This is a genomic window from Methylomonas sp. Kb3, assembly GCF_002834115.1.
GTDB lineage: Bacteria > Pseudomonadota > Gammaproteobacteria > Methylococcales > Methylomonadaceae > Methylomonas > Methylomonas defluvii.
Genome location: NZ_PIZT01000069.1, coordinates 397546 through 416225, shown reverse-complemented (window position 1 = coordinate 416225; position 18680 = coordinate 397546). Strand labels below are relative to the sequence as shown.

The following is an 18680-nucleotide window of genomic DNA, read 5'->3' as shown; positions in this document are numbered from 1 at the left end:
TTATAAACCAAATAGCGTCTTTAAACCAGAATGCCGCTTGGCTACAATGCCGCCCGGAGATAGTCGTTACCTCGTCTGGTTTGACATTCAGGCCAGACGTTTTTTCATGCACCGAGGTTTTTATGAGCAAAATTCACAACGAAGTACTGTTAGCCAACCGCGATTATGTATCCAGTTTCACCAAAGGCGATTTGGCTATGCCGCCTGCTCGTCAGTTTGCCATACTGACCTGTATGGACGCCCGCCTGGACCCGGCAAAGTACGCCGGTTTATCCGAAGGCGACGCCCACGTGATCCGCAACGCCGGCGGCCGCGCCAGCGACGACGCGATTCGCTCCCTGGTTATTTCCTACAAATTACTCGGTACCAAGGAATGGTTTGTGATTCATCACACCGACTGCGGTATGGAAACCTTTACCAACGACATCATGAGCGACTTGCTCGCCAGCAGTTTGAAAACCGCCAGCGTCGATGCCAGCGGTTGGCACGACAGCGGCGTTGGTCCCGGCTCCACCGACGGCAAATACATCAATTGGCTGACCATCAAAAACCAAGCCGAAAGCGTGTTGGAAGATGTTAAGCGCATCAAGTCCCACCCCCTGGTACCTAGCGACATTCCAGTCTATGGTTATGTTTACGACGTCAAAACCGGCCGTTTGATCGAAGTCCCGGAAGCGACTGCCGCCGGCCAAGCCAGCTAAAACTTGCTGCGAGCCTTAGGAATCCGTCAATTCTGTTGCGGAATAGACCCGGGGCATTCCCGTAGAAAGTGAAGTGATAGGACTCAAAGTTACGCTACTTTGAGCAATGCGCTCCCGCAAATGCGGGAGCGATTTAATCGCCAATCCTAAAAATGTCAGCTTTTGCTTAGCTGAAAATCAAAAGTCTATTGGACTTACCGCCCGAAGACTCAATCGCAAAACGCCGCAGAAATATCAGCGGTTTTGTCGTAGAAGCTTTGCAATATCCAACCACCTGAAATGGCAACGGAACACAAATCCTTACCGGCGTTCAGAGTCTTTGTTGGTCCCGCGGAGACAGCGGAAAGATTGCATCCATTTGTTATACCCAGCATCAATAACCTCGACGGCGCGGCATATTTCGGAACATATAAAACAGAAAAAAGCTGAAAATCCACCCAACCGCCGGGATAGGAACAACTGCATTCATGGCGCTAACATTAACTTGGTAGCCACTTGTGCTCTCCAGGGAAATGGCGATACCCAGAATATTTATCGTGTGAGAGCCGGCAGTCAATATACCGTCAAAGGACCAAGCTTCATCGGCAGGTCCGGCACTTTTAGCCAATGGACTTCCATCCAAGTTGACGGCGTATAACAGACTCCCAGTGTTAGCTTCTAGGGAACTCACTGAAACCCTAACTTGACTGCTGTTGTGTAAATTAAAAGTCCAATCGTCAAGCACATTGGTTTCAATACGTAGGCCGGTTACTATGCCGAATAGATCCTGCGGCGAATTTTGACCTGATTGCAAACTTCCGAGAATAGGGCCGTAACCGGTAATTGTGCTCCAACTTAAAGTTGACGCATTAACTTGAAATGAAAATGACGCGATGACCAGGCATATTATCGTTAAGTATTTTTTCATAAAAAGCCCCCAAGCAGATGGTAAAGATACGCTTATACATATCTTTGCCTATCAGGGAAACGGTAATATTTTCCCGCAATGATTATTTTCGGCTTGCCGGTGCTTGTTCGGTAATATGCTTTGGCGATCCTTCAAATAAAATCAGGGTCAACGCATTCTCACCATGCAAAAGTTGGCAAACCGTCCAATGACTTTGCCCTGGAAACGACTTAAAGCACCCAAAGCCCTTAATCTACATTGCGTATTGTGCCCCGAGAGGGAAGTATTTTGACAAAAAAAGGGGCCTTGCGGCCCCCTTAATCTTTAACTACCTGATAAAACTCAGTTAAAGCTGGAACCCGGTGTTCCTGGCAATTGCGGCATGGTTTGGGCTGGGAATTCGCCGGTCAGCGCATTCAAAAACGCGACGATGTCAGCCACGTCAGCATCGGACAACTCTTGATTTAATTGCAATTTACCCATCAACCAAACGGCTTTATCCAAAGTTTTTACCGAACCGTTGTGCATGTAAGGTGCGGTCAAAGCCACGTTACGCAGAGTCGGAACTTTAAACAGGTGCTCGTCGCTTTCTTTTTTGGTGACTTCAGCCAAGCCTTTGTCTTTTTGGAAGTGATATTGCGCTTCGAAGTAGCCGCTAGGGTTAACAGGAAATTTTTGGAATACCCCTGGGCCGTTAAAGGCCGGACCACTGTGGCAACTGGTGCAACCCAATTCCACGGCTTTTTTCAAGCCGCGTTCTTGCTGTTCGGTCAAGGCGTCTTTATCGCCTTTGACATATTTGTCGTAGGCGCTATTCGGTGTAATCAAAGTTCTTTCGTAGGCGGCAATCGCTTTCGTGGCATTGTCTTTGGTTATGGCTTCGGCGTCGCTACCAAAGGCCAATTCGAAGGCACGGCGATAGCCTTTGATGGTTTTCAAGCGGGCGACCACGTCATCCCAGCTTTTCATGCCCATTTCGATAGGGTTGGTAACTGGACCTGCCGCTTGCGCTTCCAGGCTGTCGGCGCGACCGTCCCAGAATTGCACTTTGTTGAATGCCGCATTCCAGACCGTTGGCGCACTGCGACCGCCAGTTTGGCCGTTAACACCCATGGAGTTTGGCCGGTTATCTTCGCCACCCAGCATGGTGTTGTGGCAAGACGCGCAAGAAACGGTGCCCGTGGAAGACAGACGCGGATCGTGATACAGCATTTTACCCAGTTCAACTTTTTCGGGGGTTGTGGGGTTGTTGGCAGGCGCTGGCGCCGCGGTGGGCAGCGCATCCGCCGCCATAACAGACATCGAACCAGTCAGCGCTATCGCAGAAACCAGCATACGAAATTTAAACATGAGATCCTCCTAAGTAATTATTTTAGCCGTGGGCTACCGAATTGTAAGATATTGACGCTGGGCAGGTAAATTAAATTGCATCGTAATCGACCGCACGCTGCAAAGCTGGGGTTAGGCTGGCGTTAAAGTTTTTGCTGCAACTCGCTCAGTTGCGCCAGTGCCTCGTCAATGGCAAATCGGTCGATTTTTTTGGCGATGTCCTCCAGCAAGGGCAAATACTGATGACCGGCCATACTACGCTGTAATCGCTCCAACATGGCTTCGGCCGCGCCTAGATCGCTTTCCAGCAATCGCGACAATGTCTGTAAATCCGCCGCTATCTCGGCATCGGTAACCCCTGTCACAAGCGGAACCGTATCGGGCGCTTGGCTGCTCGCCAGTGCTTGCAAGACCTCAATTTGCCCGATTACTTGGCGCAAAAATCCTTCCATGTGCTGCAAGTGTTCAGCGGGCGGTATTTGATTTTGCTTAAGGACAATATCCACACCGGCGGCGGCTTCGAATAAATCCGTCGCCCCCAGATTGCCGCTAACCCCTTTCAAGGCGTGGCAACGCTCTTCAGCCTGTTTGAGTTCCCCGGCATTGATCAAGCCGCGAATCTCGGCGACCGCATCCGGGTAGTGTTCTTTAAAACGGTATAACTGTTTGCGATAGGCCTCCGGATTACCGCCGATCCGGCGTATGCCTTGCACAATATCCAGACTGGTCAAGGTTTGTAAATCTTCGGGATAATCGGCAGCTTGATAAATCCGCGCCGCCTCCTGGCTCTGTTCGCCGTCGGCCGTGAGCGGAATCCAGGTTGCCAATGCTTTGAATAACCGGTCGGGATCAATCGGTTTCGTAACGTGATCGTTCATACCTGCCTCCAGGCTTTTCTCGACATCGCGGGCCATGGCATGGGCGGTCATCGCGATGATGGGCATAGTTGCAAAACGTTGATCGTTCTCGGATTCCGCTAAGGCCCGAATTTTGACGGTGGCTTGCAAGCCGTCCAGCACCGGCATCTGGATGTCCATCAAGACCGCATCGTAATGATGCTGCCTAACCATGCTGACCGCTTCTTCGCCGTTCACCGCTTCGTCAACCTCAATCTCGTGGCTGCGCAGCAATTCGCAGGCAAATTCGCGGTTGATTTCGTTATCTTCCACCAGTAACAACCGAATCCCTTGCAGTTGTTTGATACCGGCAATATCCGCCCCGCCCAATTGCTTAAATTTATCCACCGCCCCAAGCACCCGGCCACGTCCAAGTGCCGACAAAATCGCATCCAGTAGGGAGGACGGCGATACCGGTTTGATCAAAAAGCCATCGATACCGGCCCGGCCCGCCAACACCATCACATCTTCGCTGCCGTAAGCGGTGACCATGATAATCTTGGGCTGAGGCATCAGGCTGGTGTCGGCGCGAATCTGCCTGATCGCCTCATCGCCGTTCATACCCGGCATTTTCCAGTCCATCAACACCACATCGAAAGGCTGATCGGCCGGTGCCTCCCGCAACACTCTCAGCGCCCCGGCCGCACTGGCCGAACAGCTCACCCGTAGCTGAAACGGCCGCAACATATCGCTGATGATTTCCCGGGAAGCCTCATTGTCATCCACCACCAATACCCGCACCTCGGCCAGCAACACCCCTATGCTTTGCTCCAGCGCGTCTTGATGCAGCAAAGTATCCTTAGCCACGCCCAAGCGCACGGTAAAACAAAAGGTTGTGCCCTGGCCCAGTTGCGACTGCTCGATCCAGATCCGGCCCTGCATCATTTCCACCAGGGTTTTACAGATGGCCAAGCCTAAACCTGTGCCGCCAAAGCGCCGGCTGGTGCCCTGATCGGCTTGGGTAAACTCTTGAAACAGTTTTTTCTGATCGTCTTCCGCCATACCGATGCCGGTATCTCTGACCGATACCCGCAAATCGATAGTGCTATCGGTTTTGGCCAGGCAATAGAAAGCCAGTTCCAATTCGCCGGCTTCGGTGAATTTAAGCGCGTTGCCGCAAAGATTGGTCAACACCTGACCGAAACGCAAGGGATCGCCCAACAATACCGGCGGAATTTGCGGGTCGTGACGGATCAGAAACTCAATACCTTTCAAGCCGGCTTGGTAACCGATCATATCGGCCAATTGCTCCACCACGCTATCAAAGCGAAATTCGGTTTCTTCCAGCGCTAATTTACCGGCCTCGATTTTCGAAAAATCAAGAATATCGTTAAGAATCCCCAACAAGGTACGCGCGGAACTGTGCGCTTTTGCCAAATAATTGCGTTGCGACGCGGTCAATTCGGTCTGCAAGGCCAAATGCAACATGCCCAGCACGCCGTTCATCGGCGTGCGAATCTCGTGCGACATATTCGCCAGGAACTGGCTTTTAGTCTGGGTGGCCGACTGAGCGGCGTCCCTGGCTTCTTTCAACGCCAGCTCGGCCTGTTTGCGCAAGGTCACGTCCTCGTAAGTACTGACGAAACCGCCATCGGCTATCGGCCCGCCGCTGATCTCGATGACCCGATTGTCCAACCTTTGCCGAGTAAAATTGTGCGGCTGAAAACGTCTTATTTCTTCCAGTAACTGCTTGAGTTCGGCATCGGGATTGCGGAAGCGCAACTGCGGATCGGTCAAATCGAACTGCATGAAATCGGCATGGTCCCTGCCCACTGCCAGCATACTTTCCGGATAACCGCGCACCTCGCTGAGCTTTTTATTCCAAACCAATAACTTTAAATTGCTGTCAAAGGCTATCAGGCCCTGCGACATGCTATCCAGCACTGTTGCCAGCATCACGCTGTTATGCGCCAATTTGGCGTTGATATCCGCCAACTCCGTCGTGCGGGCAGCCACGCGCTCTTCCAAACCTTCGTTGATGCTGGCCAATAGTTTTTCATTCTCGGCAAGCTGCCGGTTCAAAGCCAACAGTTCGCTATCGCGAGCTTCGATGGTGGCTATCATCGTGTTGAAGGCTTGAATCAGCGCACCCAATTCATCGTTACTCTCTTGTGCGGCGCGCAAGGTGTAGTTCTTTTCGCTGTTGATCGTTTCGACGGTTTTCTTCAACCTGACCAGCGGACCGGACACCACTTGCTGCAAACTGGAAGCCAGTAGCAAGGCGAACAGACCGGATAACATCACAATGCCCATCGCCGCAGCCAAAAAATCCCGCCATAAGGAATCCAGCTCCGCCAGGCTGGAGGCTATCCAAACCCTTCCCAAAATGCGGCCGTCCAAGGCTATCGTTTCGCTTATGGTGCAATAGGCATCGTCGAATCGCGTCCGCTCGCTAGCCGAAGGCTCCGGATGTTGCAGCGGACAGGCCAAGCCGGGTTCGTAAAGTGCAAACAGCTGATTGGCGCTATCGTAAATACAGGCCGAAACCACGCTCTGCTTGACGCTTAAAGCGGCCAAAGTGGCGTTGGCGACGCTGCTGTCATTAAACGACAAGGCCACGGTACTGCGATTGGCAATGATACGAGCCAGAGAACTCAAATCCCGGCCCATATCCTCTTTTACCCGCATGTGTTCCTGGGCAATAAAACCGGCCCCCGCCAGCAGCAGGGACAAAATGCTGGTTGCCAACATGATCAGCACCAGCTTGGTTTTTATGGTCAAATCGCGTTTAAATTCAGCCTGGTTTGTCATGGGATTCCGGAGTGAATTAACGGACGATACGGGCGATTTCCATCAACAAGGCGTTGACTTTTAATTGCGCTCGGCGCACGGCGTCCGGATTGATTTCCAGTTTGATCTGGCCGTTTTCGCTATAAAAACCGATACAGCCGCCGCGACCGGCAAACCCCTCGGCATCGCTGACAGTTAATATCTGATTGCCGCGCACCTGCTGTATCAAGGCTGGCAATTCCGGCGCGTCATGGTCGATATACAAAATCTGGCAAATCTGCGGGTCGTCTATGCCCGACCAGATTTGCAATAAATGCCCCTTGGTATCGCGGCTGGCCAACTCGCTCAGCAAGTTAACGATAGGTTCGGCGCCGACGATGCAGACATGCAGCGTATCGTTCATCAGCGCCGGCCACTCCACGAACTTGGTGAAATTGAACACGTAATTGGCCTTGGTTTTGGCGTTGAGCATGTCGTCGGCAGCGGCAGCGTCGAAACTGCTGAGCAACACCCACAACAATAAACCCGCGCTCACTAGCTTGCCCGGCATCAAAACTCCAGGCGGGCGGTCAATTTCACCGTCAAACTCGGTCCGGCCAGCACAGTCAGCGGCGCCCCCAAATTCGGCGAGGCAAAGTCGCTGTTAAATGCCGCATAATTTTTAAAATCGAATAAATTCAATACATCCAGGCGCAGTTTCATCCGGGTGTCGTGCGGCGTATCGAAACTTTTTATCAGCGCAATGTCGACTTGTTTGTATCCCCACCACTGCCCCGGAAAAATAAAATCGCTACCTTGCGGCGTAAAGGTATCAAAACGGCAAGCACCGCTTGCACAGTTGACGCCGGAGCGGGTGTCCGGGGTCGCCAGCGTCAGCTTAGTGGAAAAAATCAAATCCCACGGCAAATCGACACTGGCGGTTGTCACCAGCTTATGTTTTCTGACCCCGGCGGTATCCAGCCAGCCATTGGTGTGGGTATTGGGATGTTCAAACAAATAACTGCTGTTATCGAAGAAAGACTGCGGTTTGTTTTCCTCGGAATCGGTAAAGGTGTAGGCAAACGTCATACCCCAGCCGCTGTCTTTGCTGTACGGTTTTTCGGCTTTGACAAATACCGAATTAGTTTTGGTCTGTACACCGTTATCGAACAAAATTAATTGCCCAAAGCCAGGCACGGCCTGAAAGGTACCCCCGAACCCGGACCCGGCTGCGTAAAAGCTGCCGTCGGCATTGCGGCCGCCCAGCAAACCGACCAAACCGTTGTAACTGTGCACGTGCGACACGCTGACTTCGGTATGCCAGTCGCCGAAACGATTGCGCATGCCGATATTAAATTGGTTGGCATAGGGCGTGCGCAGATTGTTGCGCATTAAATTGATTTCCCGGCTGCTACCCGTACCTACACCGGTCAGTGCGGACAATTGCGCCGGCGTATAGTTTAAATATTCGGGATTCCAGGCGATGCAATCGACGCCGGCCACGCAATCGTAATTGGGGTCGCCCTGAAAATTGACGCTAAAACTGGGATAACTGCCCTTGGTACGTTCCAGTTGCAACACGTCGTAAATATGGCGGTCGTAGGCTTTAGCGTAACCGCCGAACAACACATGCCGCTGATCTTCGAATAAGTCGTATGCCAAACCTAATCTGGGCGCAATATTATTGCTGTCGGCCGCCCGGTTCGCGCCGTTACTGAGGTAGTTCTCGATGTCGTAACCCGTATTCGCGTTGTGAATGTTACGCCAGTTGCGGAGCGCGCTGCTGACATCGCCCGGCGTGACATGGTTTAGATAGCCGGGGTTGTATTCGTAATCCCAGCGGACGCCCAGGTTCACGCTCAAATGTCGATTAGGGTTCCAATCGTCTTGCAGATACGCGCCGAATTGCGTCACATCGGATTGGGCGGAACCGTCACCGCCGCCGGCCAAGGGCGTTGCCCAACGCACTTGATACGGGTTGCCGGCAGGATTGTTTAAATTCAAGCCGAACTGCGGGTGGTAAGGATCGCGCTCTACCGCGCCGAGTTCTATCTGTTTAACTTTAGCACCCAACTTGACGACATGGGTGCCATGCCAATCCAAACCGCTGAAGGTTAGATCATCTTGAAAACCCGGCCCGCTTTGGCCCTTATCCTGATAATTGGTCGCGCCGCCGCTATTCAACACACTCCGGCTATTCAGATTTCCCCCGCTCAAACTGCCGTCCAGGCGACGCAGCTGCAAACCCGCGCTTTGCGTGGCCGGCAGTTGCCGCCAATTGGCATCTTCATAAGTAAACCGGGCTTCGTTGACCCAATGTTCCGCGCTGTATTGATATTTAAAATCCAGGCGTTTTTCGCTGTTACCCTTGGTCAGCGCGTAAGACTCTGAGTTTTCACCGCCAATCCCTAAGGTTTCGGTTTCGTCGCGCAACTTAAAAGACACTTCGATCAAATTACTATCGTTAAGCGCCCAATCCAGTTTCCCGAAGAACAAATCCGCCCTGAACGGCCTGTTCACCCGGCCCAGTTGCGCTTGATACGGCTCGGGTAAGCGGGAGCCGTCACCCGCGCTAATATTCGCGTAATCGTCGTTGAGTTTACGTTCGTATGCCATGAAAAAATGCGCGACATCCTTGGCGATGGGCCCGCTTAAGGTCACACCGAATTGCGCTTGCTCGGTGTCGCGCTTGCCGCCCGCCAGTTGTTCGCTGGGGGTAACGCTGCGCAGATCCTGATTGGTATGATCGTAAAATGTTTCGCCGTGAAAGGTATTGCCGCCGGATTTGGTCTGCACCGAAATTGCCGCGCCGCCGACTTGATCGTACTCGGCCTTATAGTTCTGGCTAATGACCTTATATTCGGCAACAGCCGATTCCGGAAACACATTGCCGCGACTGGAATCCTGGCCGGCTACGCCCCCCCTGACCACATAGTTTTTTTGACTGACGCCGTCGATAAACAAATTGACGCTATCCGGCCGCTGCCCGCCGCTTTGCAAGCGGGTACTGCCATTTTCATCGTTTACCACGTTCACACCGGGCGCCAGATCGGCATAATTCAGAAAATTGCGGTTTACCTGCGGCAAGCGCTGCATTTGCTCGGGCGTTAAATAGGTAGCCAACTCCGCGGAATTGCCCTCACTCGTCTGTTCGGCAACGCTATTATCATCGCCTAACGCAACGTCTACCAAGGCCACCTGCCCCACTTGCAGCGTCAGCTCTTGACTGTTTTGCTGGCCTTCCAAACCTAACACCTTGAGCTGGTAACGGCCGGGTTTCAATGCCATCAGTACATAAGAGCCGTCAGCTCGGGAAAAGGTCCGCGTGGAAAACCCCCGTTCCAGACTGGTAACGATGATTTGCGCGCCTGCCTGAGTGTCAGCCCCTCGCAGCGTGACTTGACCACGAATTGTCGCCGCACTGATGTCGGCCTGCACCGGATGACTCCAACAGCTTATCGTCAGCAGAACGCTGGCGGCGCTTGATAACCGGCTGACCGTAAAACCGACGAGCCTCTGCCAAGTTATCGTCTTGCGCAGAGGATGTTGATTAAAAACCGGCCGCATCTTAAAACTCCATTCCGGCTTTAGTAGCAGAGTTGCCTGGATCAGACTGATTCATGTCCTCCCCCGGATGCACGTTGGATTTAATCATGGCGTGGCGTCCCCAGCGTTTGCGGTGCCGGTTTGCCCAGATAAAAACCTTGCGAAAAATCGATACCCAACTCAACGACCTTGGCTTGGATCTCCGCACTTCCCACAAATTCGGCAACCGTGCGCATACCCAAGCGCCGCGCGGCATCGACTATGACGCGGGCAATCACTTCAGAATCCGGATTGTCGATAATATTCATGATGATGGAGCCGTCGATCTTTAAGTAATCGATCTTTAACCGCAACAAATGCACGAAATTGGAATAGCCACTACCGAAATCGTCAATCGCAAAGTGACAGCCATAGCCTTTCATGCGATTAACAAACTGGCGCACTTCCTCGTAACTTTCGATACCTTCAGATTCGGTAATCTCCAATACAATGCGCGAACCGACGCCGGGCTGAGAGAGTTTTTCGGCAATAAAGCTCACCGTATTGGCATCGATAATATCCTCGACGGTTAGGTTGATACTCATCTCCCCCTCCGACTCAGGCAAGGCTTTCACGACTTGTTCGACGATGGTGCGAGTCAAGGCGGTATATTGCCGGGTGCGTTTTGCCACGCCGAGAAAGCTGGGCGGAATGACATTACCCTCTTCGTCTATCATCCGCATCAGCGCTTCATATTTCACGACTTTCCCGTTGCGATTGTCGATGATGGGTTGATAAAAAGGCACGATGCGGCCATCGGCCAGGGCACTGCGAATTTTCTGGCTCCAGTGGATGTTGTCCTTGTAGTGCGACTTAATCTGCATCTGATCGGTATAAATCAAATAATCCCGACGTTCGATCCTGGCGCGCTCCAACGCCAGCGCTGCATGCGTATAAGCGCTGTCGGCCCCCGAACAGATGCCTGCTGTCACGCGGATGTTAATCTTGTCTTCGCCGCAATCGATCGCTTCCGATTCCAAATGCTTGATAATTCTGTCTATCAATTGCTCAAAACGGCCGGGATCGCCACCGTTTTTGGAGAGCAACGCAAATAAATCGCCGCCGATGCGGTAAGCCTGCGCATCGGCGCCGCTCATTTTTTGCAAACGCTCGCCAATTTCCAACAAAACTTTATCGCCGTTGCGCAAACCGTAAAAATCATTGATGGCTTTGAATTGATCGATGTTGATCATGCCCAATATCGACGGACCGGCGTCAGCCAAATCCTGCATCAGTTTCACCCGGTTGGGCAAACCGGTTAGCGCATCCGTGGTCTGTTCCTTAATCAACTCTTCCTGTTTGATCAAATGGGTGACATTAACGCTGGTGGATATAAATTCGCGAATCGAGCCGTCAGCGTCAAGGATGGGGACGATGGTGTTGTTGATGTAAATCACATCGCCACTTTTAGTAAGATTGCTGTAGGTCCCGCGCCAGATTGCACCGCCTAGAATCGTGTTCCATAACTCCCGATGCAAACCCGGAGCCGCGTCGGGATCTTTGAGAATCCGGCTGGTTTTGCCGATCACCTCCTCGCGGGTATAGCCGTAGGTTTGCACAAACGCATCGTTTACAAAAGTGATGACGCCGTGCGGATCGGTGCGGAATACGATATTAGACACATCGGTGGCATGCCGGTATTCGCTCAGACGTTTCACCCGGCCTTCCAGAGCGCGGCGTAAGCGGCTCAGTTCCAAATGCGTTTTGACCCTGGCCCGTACTTCGTCAATATCAAACGGCTTGGTAATGAAATCGGCGGCGCCCATGGAAAAACCGCGAATTTTTTCGATGGACGCCTCGACTATCGTCACGAAGAGAATGGGTATCCCCGAGGTTCTAGGATCGCTCTTGAGCCGCCGGCAAACCTCATAGCCATCCATACCCGGCATTCTGACGTCCAGCAATACCAAATCAGGCGGCGTCGGGCCTTGCGCCAACTCCACCGCACGCATGCCTTCCGTCGCCACCATAATGCCGTAATCGTCCTTGAGTGCTTCGAGTAAGCCGTGAATATTTTCGGGAAGATCGTCTACCACCAAAATAGTCGGCCTGGGATTGAGCGATAGGGATTTGTCTTTGTTCATTATCCAAGGAAATAGTTAGATCAGCGTTGCTTGACCCCAACGATTATAGTCTGCCATAGCGTTTCCGATAGGTGGCTAGCTCCAAATGCAGTCTAACCCGAGCTAGAAGCAACTCAGGCACTACGGGCTTGAGTAAATAGTCGTCGGCGCCCAGCGCCATACCCTTGGCGTCGTCACCGACTTCGGCGGCCGCAGTGACAAAAATCACCGGGATCTCGGCCGTTGCCGGATCATCGCGCAGATATTCCAACACCTGGTATCCATCCATTTCCGGCATTTTTATATCCAGCAAAATCAAATCCGGAGCCGACGCGCGCCTGGCGATTTCCAGGGCTTTTTCACCCGAAGTAGCAGCCATCACCGCATAATCTTGCCGCAAAATATTCAGCAAGGTATGCAGGTTTTCGTGAACATCATCGACGATCAGAATTTTTGGTTTTTCGTTTGAAATACAAATATCGTTCATAGAGCTCCCCCGTTCACTCCGATAGGCCATCGACAAAAGGTGAGTTCACTCTCCGGCAAACTCCTGCGCAAACTTAGACCACGATCCACTGAAGAGCAAAATTCAACAATTTATTTATCGAACAGCATATGGTTAACCGAGTACAAGTAAGGACTGATCGGACGCTAAACCAATGACTAAACTGGATTGTCTTTTAGGGAAGTAACGCCCATGGGAAATTCAAGGCCTAGGCCAATAACCGAGAAAATACTCGTCCGAATTGCAAAATAACCGTGTATCCATTATCCTAGTCGGGATTGGGTAGTCGCTATCACGGCGACAAAAGCAGATTAAGCTATGAAGCGATCAGTTTCTGAAGCACTAAATCTGCTGATCAGCCCAAAAATGTATTAGGAGAGATGGCCGAGCGGTCGAAGGCGCACGCCTGGAAAGTGTGTATACGGCAACGTATCGAGGGTTCGAATCCCTCTTTCTCCGCCAACTTATAAGTTATTGAATAACAATAATTTTTTTGAAAAGCCTCTTGTGTAACAGAGTTTGCTAAACAACCCTGTTACACAAGAGGCTTTTTTGTGGGGGCAATTTCCCCTATCTTTTTAAACGACGCAGCAACTACCTCAAAATTAGCAGTCCTGCTCAGCATCAAGAAGCGCTCGCTCAACGCAACTGAAATTGTACGAAGCTTAAAGACTGAAAGTCAGTCATGCAGCGATTCCGCTTACTTTGCAACTTGCGCTAAATGTTGCATTGGCTTTCAAATTAAAATTCTCAGCACTCAATTCTACCGACTCTTTCAAATGTCTTTTAGCAGCTGATTACGCTCGGATGCTTCTATCAGACTCTTGAAGCTTTCGACCGCGTCGATCAGCAGCGGCTGCAGGTTGCTTTCCGGCAATTGGTTTTGCCCGCATTGCTCCAGTGCGTTGATCACAAAGCTGATGGTCAGGATATGAATGTCTACAGCCGGCAGATAGACCTCGTCGCTACCATCAGGTTCTTTCAGTTCGGCCAGCAGGTGGCTAAGCAGTAATTTCGCCAGCACTTCCTGAATAATCGCTATAGGTATGGCCAGCTTACCGGCGATGTCGGCTGCACTTAAGGGAGTCTGCAACTGGCTAAAGTTTTTGACTATCAAATGCATGACTTGTAAAGCCACCAGTTTTTTCAGCGCAAAACTTAAATGGGCAAAGCGATTATTGTTTCGATAGGTTTGGTAGTTTTGGGTAAAAAAAGCCATCTCGCAGCCGAACAAAACAATCATCCAGCAGCTTTGCAGCCAAACCACAAACAAGGGTAGCGCCGCAAAACTGCCGTAAATGGCGTTATAACTCGACACGCCGATCTGCAAGCTTAAATACGCCCATTGCAACAAATGATAACTAACGCCCGTCACTACACCGGCGATAATGCCGGCGCGAACGTGTATTTTATGATTAGGCATAAAAATAAACGTAAAGGAAAACAAGGCAATCATCAGCAGCACCGGCGACAAACTCAGCGCTTTGACCACCAGCCAGCTGGCAAACGCCGGCAATTGCATGACGGTAATAAACCAAGTGATTTGCGTACTAACAAAGACGGTGATGCTGCTGGCGGCGATCAGCAACACCGGCGCCAACAACATCAGCGACAAATAGTCACTAAATTTGCGGCCCAACGACCGGCTCTTGCCGATTTTCCAGATGTAGTTGAAAGACTCTTCGATATTGCCTATCAAGCTGATCACGGTCCAAAACAGCACGACAATCCCTATCCCGGCCACCACTTCACCCTTGGCGCTTTCCAACAGGTTTTTGGCAAAACCGATTAGCTGCACCACTAGCGCATCTCGCTCCGGCATGCGCTGCAACAGTTCTTGCTCCAGCATGCTTTCAAAGCCAAAGCCCTTGGCAATGCCAAACAACATGGCAATGACCGGCACTATCGACAAGATGCTGTACAAGGTTAAAGCCGAGGCACGTAGCTGACAAAGATCCAAACCAAAACTTTGCCAGGACAAAATAACGATTTTTAAATACTTGATCAGTTTTTCTTGAACATAAGGCAGATCTTGCTCGTGCAACAACCAAATATCGTCTCGGACAAACGTCATTAATTTGTGGTGCATGGCTGAACTTGACGGGTGGCGGTAACTGGGAAGATAGAATCCGTTCTCCGCTGACAGTATAAATTGAAAAAGCCAAGTTGATGGCTATACATCTTCTACCGCAACAGGTTCGCCCCAGGCATTAGGCTTATGCAGACTTATTGCACATCGAACTGTAGATTCGCCAGCCTAGCATAGAGTCCGCTTTGTTTGCGCAAATCCTCGGGCGATCCGGTTTCGACGATGCGTCCTTGATCCAACACCACGATGCGGCTGACCTTATTCACGGTGGCCAAACGGTGCGCGATAATCAGGGTGGTACGACCCTGCATGGCGGCATTTAAACCCCGTTGCACCAACACTTCCGATTCTGCATCCAGCGCGCTGGTCGCCTCGTCCAGCAACAACAGCGGTGCGTTTTTCAGAATGGCCCGAGCGATGGCGATGCGCTGTCTTTGCCCCCCGGATAAACGTGTACCGCGCTCGCCGAGAAAAGTTTGGTAGCTGTCCGGCAAGCGGTCGATGAACTCCGCCACCTGTGCCAATTGCCCGGCCGCAATAACTTCCTCGTCGCTGGCGTCGGGCCTGCCGTAACGAATATTCTCCAGCGCGGTGGTCGAGAAAATCACAGCATCCTGCGGCACAATGGCAATTTTGCCGCGCAGTTCCTGTAAGGATAGGTGACGAATATCCTGACCGTTAAGGCGGATGGTACCGTGGGTGACATCGTAAAAACGTAACAGCAATTGGAATAATGTGGTCTTGCCGGCCCCGGACGGGCCGATAAAGGCGACGCTCTCACCTGCGGCTATGCTCAGATCTATACTATCCAGTGCGGCGGTTTGTAAGCGCGAAGGGTAACTGAAGCTGACTTGTTGAAATTCAATCGCCGCTTTATCGCCATTTGCCAAAGGCTGAGGTCTGGCAGTATCGATGATCGCCGGTTGGGCATGTAGCAATTCCAGCAAGCGCCCGGTTGCGCCGGTTGCCCGCATCACGTCGCCCCAAACTTCCGCTATGGTGCTGACCCCGCCGGAAACCAGCGTGGCATAGAGCACGAAAGAAGCCAGTTGCCCGCCGGTCATGACACCCGCGTTGACCTGGTTGGCGCCTATCCACAACACGAAAATAATGGAACCCATTACGGCCATGATGACGATGACCGTCAATGCGGAACGAAACCGGCTGCGGCGAACAGCAGTGAGGAAACTGATTTCGGCGCGCTCGCTAAAACGTTTCGCTTCGCAGCTTTCTTGGGTATAGGCTTGCACGGTAGGCACCGCATTGAGAATCTCGCCGGCCAACGCCGAGGCATCGGCAATCTTATCCTGCGATTCCCGCGATAGCTTTTTCACTTTCCGGCCCATTGCCAGAATCGGCAAGGTCAGCAAGATCATCAAGCCCAATATCAATGAGAACAGATGCAGGCTAGTCACCGCCAGCATAATCATGCCGCCGACAAACTGGAATACGCTGCGTAAGCCCATGGAAATCGAACTGCCCACCACGGTCTGAATCAGCGTGGTATCGCCGGTCAGTCGTGACAACACTTCCCCGGTTTGCAAGGTTTCGAAAAACTGCGGAGACTGCGCCAAGACCCGTTCGTAAACCGCGCTGCGCAAATCCGCCGTCACCCGTTCGCCAACCCAACTGACAGTGTAATAACGTGCGGCTATCGTCACCGCCCACAGGCAGGCCAAGGCAAATAGCGCCAGAAAGTGTCCATCCATGCTCAGCGCACCTAACAACCCACCCTGCTCTGCCTGTCGCTGCCCAAATCCAAAATCAATCAGATCGCGGAACGCCAAAGGTACTAACAGAATCGTCGCCGAGCCGAGACACAATAGGCAAAAGGCTACCAGCATTCTAGCGCGATAGGGACGGATAAACGGCCATAACGCCTTTAAGGTTGATATTTTTCGGGTGGGATCGGTTTGCTTAGAACGGGAGAAAGGCATATCAATACCTCGTGGAGAACCTTGGCGCGAAAATGCATCGCTTAAAAAAAAAACCGCTAAGTCTTTCGGCTGATCGAAACCTGCAAAGCCAACCAAATCGAACCTTACACCTATCTGGCGGCGTTTTTCCGTCAGTTGCCCCTGGCCAAAACCGTCGAAGACTTTGAGGCATTGCTGCCCTGGCACTGCGCCAATCCAACGGCCTAACCAAATCGCACGGCTTTGTAGAAAAATTCAATGGCGTGGTTTATAGGGCGCTTAGATTTCTTCTACAATTTCTACTCAACTTTCACGTTATTAATACAGAGGGGAATGTGTATGCTAAATCGTTTTTCGATAGCCGCCAAACTTCAACTGATGTCTTGGTTTGCGTCGCTACTGCTGGCCGGCCTGGCGTTACTTGGCTATCACGCCTTAGATTATGTCGGAGATGCGGCACACCGTATGGGACAAGGAAAAGATATTGTCGCAGACATTCTACCGCCCCCTTTATTTCTGGTTGAAGCTCAGTTAATGGCCGAACAGCTTTACCATGACAAAGATAAAGAACCGAAATATGTGCGATTAAAAGAACTGAAAATCGAGTATGACACCCGCAATCGCTATTGGGAGTCCACACAGGGTATTCCCGCCCAACTAAAACAAGCCATATTGGGCGCGCAACGCGAACAAGCTGATCAGTGGTGGAAAGAATTGGAGGAACGCTATATTCCAGCAATCAAGGAAGGTGATCTAAAAACAATGGACCTGGCGATGGAACGCCTGGATCAACAGTACGAACGACATCACGAAGCATTGGAAGAAACCGTCAAAATTTCCAACCGATATTCCAATGAAACCTTGGCAAACCTTAACCAAACCGTCGACAGCACAACCTGGTATCTGGTCGGACTGGCATTACTGGGCGCAATAGCTTTCGTGATAATGGCCTACGTGATTATTCACCAAATCCGTTACAGCCTTGATCAAGCGGAAAAAGTCACTGGGGCTATCGCCGCCGGCGACCTGACGGTGGTAATCCCCGATGCAGGCGACGATGAAATCGGACAACTTCTCAGAAAGTTAGCGGAGATGCGCAAGAACTTACACAATCTAATCTCCGATATGCACAACGGCGTATTCCAACTTAATCGATATTCGGCGGACCTGTTAGAGGCCGCCGCGCAAGAATCGATTATCGCCAATAACGGTTACGAGGCAGCTTGCAGCATGGCGGCCACTATCGAACAGCTCTCGGTATCGCTCGAACAAGTCAACGGTAATGCGCTGGACGCCAAGCAGGTTGCGTTCGAATCAGGACAGCGCGCCGAGTCATCCACAAAAGTCATTAGCTCCACCGCCAAAGAGATGCAAAAAATTTCAGCCATTGTTGTAAATGCGGCCGACTACATTCGCAATCTGGAAGCAATCAGCTCGGAAATAACCAGTATTGTTGATGTGATTCACGGTGTCGCCGAACAAACCAATCTGCTTGCTCTGAACGCCGCGATTGAAGCCGCTCGAGCCGGCGAGTACGGCCGAGGTTTCGCAGTGGTTGCAGACGAAGTAAGAACCCTTGCCGAGCGCACCAGCACATCCAGCGGTGAAATTAAATTAATGGTGGAAAAAATTCGTCAAGCCTCCAAAGCCGCCGTGCAGGCTATGGAAAGTGGTGTAACCGGCGTTGAATCCGGCGTGGCGCTTTCCAGCCAGGCGGGCCAATCGGTCAACGAAATTCTCGATGCCCAATACCGCGTCACATTGTCGGTAGACGGGATTAGTGGCGCACTGGGCCAGCAATCGGCTGCTACACGCGATATGGCTGGTCGGGTGGAACAGATCTCGCAAAATGCCAATTCGCTGGCTAAAACTGTAGAGAAAACCAAGCAAAGCGCGGAACAATTGGCACAACAGGCGGCAAGCCTAGATAAGTTGGCAGCACGATTCAAATTGTAAGAAGACTGTGCTTTTCAGACGCAAACTTAAAATTTATCCAAGCTT

12 protein-coding genes and 1 tRNA gene are annotated in these 18680 nt (G+C 51.6%); 4 read left to right on the top strand and 9 right to left on the bottom strand.

Annotated features, from left to right (window positions below):
• The first annotated feature begins 122 nt into the window (after window positions 1-122).
• On the top strand, window positions 123-701 hold the full coding sequence (locus tag CWO84_RS23050; RefSeq protein WP_101055485.1) for a carbonic anhydrase: 579 nt from the start codon (window positions 123-125) through the stop codon (window positions 699-701).
• Window positions 702-1074: 373 nt separating this feature from the next.
• Here CWO84_RS23050 and CWO84_RS23045 read toward each other — a convergent pair whose 3' ends face one another.
• From CWO84_RS23045 to CWO84_RS23015, 7 genes are all read right to left on the bottom strand, one after another.
• On the bottom strand, window positions 1075-1608 hold the full coding sequence (locus CWO84_RS23045; protein ID WP_101055483.1) for a hypothetical protein: 534 nt from the start codon (window positions 1606-1608) through the stop codon (window positions 1075-1077).
• A gap of 321 nt (window positions 1609-1929) precedes the next feature.
• Complete coding sequence (locus tag CWO84_RS23040) at window positions 1930-2937, bottom strand: cytochrome-c peroxidase (RefSeq protein ID WP_101055481.1); 1008 nt, start codon at window positions 2935-2937, stop codon at window positions 1930-1932.
• A gap of 122 nt (window positions 2938-3059) precedes the next feature.
• Window positions 3060-6563, bottom strand: a complete 3504-nt coding sequence (locus tag CWO84_RS23035) for a response regulator (protein ID WP_101055479.1) — start codon at window positions 6561-6563, stop codon at window positions 3060-3062.
• A 16-nt stretch (window positions 6564-6579) separates the two neighbouring features.
• Complete coding sequence (locus CWO84_RS23030; RefSeq protein ID WP_033158108.1) at window positions 6580-7092, bottom strand: YfiR family protein; 513 nt, start codon at window positions 7090-7092, stop codon at window positions 6580-6582.
• Complete coding sequence (locus CWO84_RS23025) at window positions 7092-9959, bottom strand: carboxypeptidase regulatory-like domain-containing protein (RefSeq protein ID WP_165786415.1); 2868 nt, start codon at window positions 9957-9959, stop codon at window positions 7092-7094. The genes CWO84_RS23030 and CWO84_RS23025 overlap by 1 nt, the downstream gene beginning before the upstream one ends.
• A gap of 209 nt (window positions 9960-10168) precedes the next feature.
• Entirely contained in the window at window positions 10169-12190 is a 2022-nt protein-coding gene (locus tag CWO84_RS23020; RefSeq protein WP_101055472.1) for an EAL domain-containing protein, read from the bottom strand.
• A 43-nt stretch (window positions 12191-12233) separates the two neighbouring features.
• Window positions 12234-12656 (bottom strand): response regulator, encoded by a 423-nt coding sequence (locus CWO84_RS23015; RefSeq protein ID WP_033158109.1) that lies wholly within the window; start codon window positions 12654-12656, stop codon window positions 12234-12236.
• Window positions 12657-13048: 392 nt separating this feature from the next.
• Here CWO84_RS23015 and CWO84_RS23010 point away from each other — a divergent pair.
• A tRNA-Ser gene (locus tag CWO84_RS23010) sits at window positions 13049-13136 on the top strand.
• Window positions 13137-13449: 313 nt separating this feature from the next.
• On the opposite strand, the gene CWO84_RS23005 is transcribed toward CWO84_RS23010, so the two are convergent.
• Together CWO84_RS23005 and CWO84_RS23000 are read right to left on the bottom strand one after the other, a co-directional pair.
• Window positions 13450-14763 (bottom strand): YihY/virulence factor BrkB family protein, encoded by a 1314-nt coding sequence (locus tag CWO84_RS23005; RefSeq protein ID WP_101055469.1) that lies wholly within the window; start codon window positions 14761-14763, stop codon window positions 13450-13452.
• 137 nt (window positions 14764-14900) lie between these two features.
• Complete coding sequence (locus tag CWO84_RS23000; protein ID WP_205800485.1) at window positions 14901-16607, bottom strand: ABC transporter transmembrane domain-containing protein; 1707 nt, start codon at window positions 16605-16607, stop codon at window positions 14901-14903.
• A 162-nt stretch (window positions 16608-16769) separates the two neighbouring features.
• Between CWO84_RS23000 and CWO84_RS25085 the strand changes: the two genes are divergently transcribed.
• Together CWO84_RS25085 and CWO84_RS22990 are read left to right on the top strand one after the other, a co-directional pair.
• On the top strand, window positions 16770-16907 hold the full coding sequence (locus CWO84_RS25085; RefSeq protein ID WP_346426978.1) for a transposase domain-containing protein: 138 nt from the start codon (window positions 16770-16772) through the stop codon (window positions 16905-16907).
• Window positions 16908-17018: 111 nt separating this feature from the next.
• Window positions 17019-18635 carry a methyl-accepting chemotaxis protein gene (locus CWO84_RS22990; RefSeq protein ID WP_165786413.1) on the top strand — a complete coding sequence of 539 codons (1617 nt, stop codon included), beginning with the start codon at window positions 17019-17021 and terminating at the stop codon, window positions 18633-18635.
• Window positions 18636-18680: the final 45 nt, after the last annotated feature.

What these genes read in the sequence shown, in the direction of transcription:
- CWO84_RS23035 (WP_101055479.1), bottom strand. Translation starts at nt 6,563, where the DNA reads ATGACAAACCAGGCTGAATTTAAACGCGATTTGACCATAAAAACCAAG.
- CWO84_RS23040 (WP_101055481.1), bottom strand. Translation starts at nt 2,937, where the DNA reads ATGTTTAAATTTCGTATGCTGGTTTCTGCGATAGCGCTGACTGGTTCG.
- CWO84_RS23020 (WP_101055472.1), bottom strand. Translation starts at nt 12,190, where the DNA reads ATGAACAAAGACAAATCCCTATCGCTCAATCCCAGGCCGACTATTTTG.
- CWO84_RS23005 (WP_101055469.1), bottom strand. Translation starts at nt 14,763, where the DNA reads ATGCACCACAAATTAATGACGTTTGTCCGAGACGATATTTGGTTGTTG.
- CWO84_RS23030 (WP_033158108.1), bottom strand. Translation starts at nt 7,092, where the DNA reads ATGCCGGGCAAGCTAGTGAGCGCGGGTTTATTGTTGTGGGTGTTGCTC.
- CWO84_RS23045 (WP_101055483.1), bottom strand. Translation starts at nt 1,608, where the DNA reads ATGAAAAAATACTTAACGATAATATGCCTGGTCATCGCGTCATTTTCA.
- CWO84_RS23050 (WP_101055485.1), top strand. Translation starts at nt 123, where the DNA reads ATGAGCAAAATTCACAACGAAGTACTGTTAGCCAACCGCGATTATGTA.
- CWO84_RS23015 (WP_033158109.1), bottom strand. Translation starts at nt 12,656, where the DNA reads ATGAACGATATTTGTATTTCAAACGAAAAACCAAAAATTCTGATCGTC.
- CWO84_RS23000 (WP_205800485.1), bottom strand. Translation starts at nt 16,607, where the DNA reads ATGCTGGTAGCCTTTTGCCTATTGTGTCTCGGCTCGGCGACGATTCTG.
- CWO84_RS22990 (WP_165786413.1), top strand. Translation starts at nt 17,019, where the DNA reads ATGCTAAATCGTTTTTCGATAGCCGCCAAACTTCAACTGATGTCTTGG.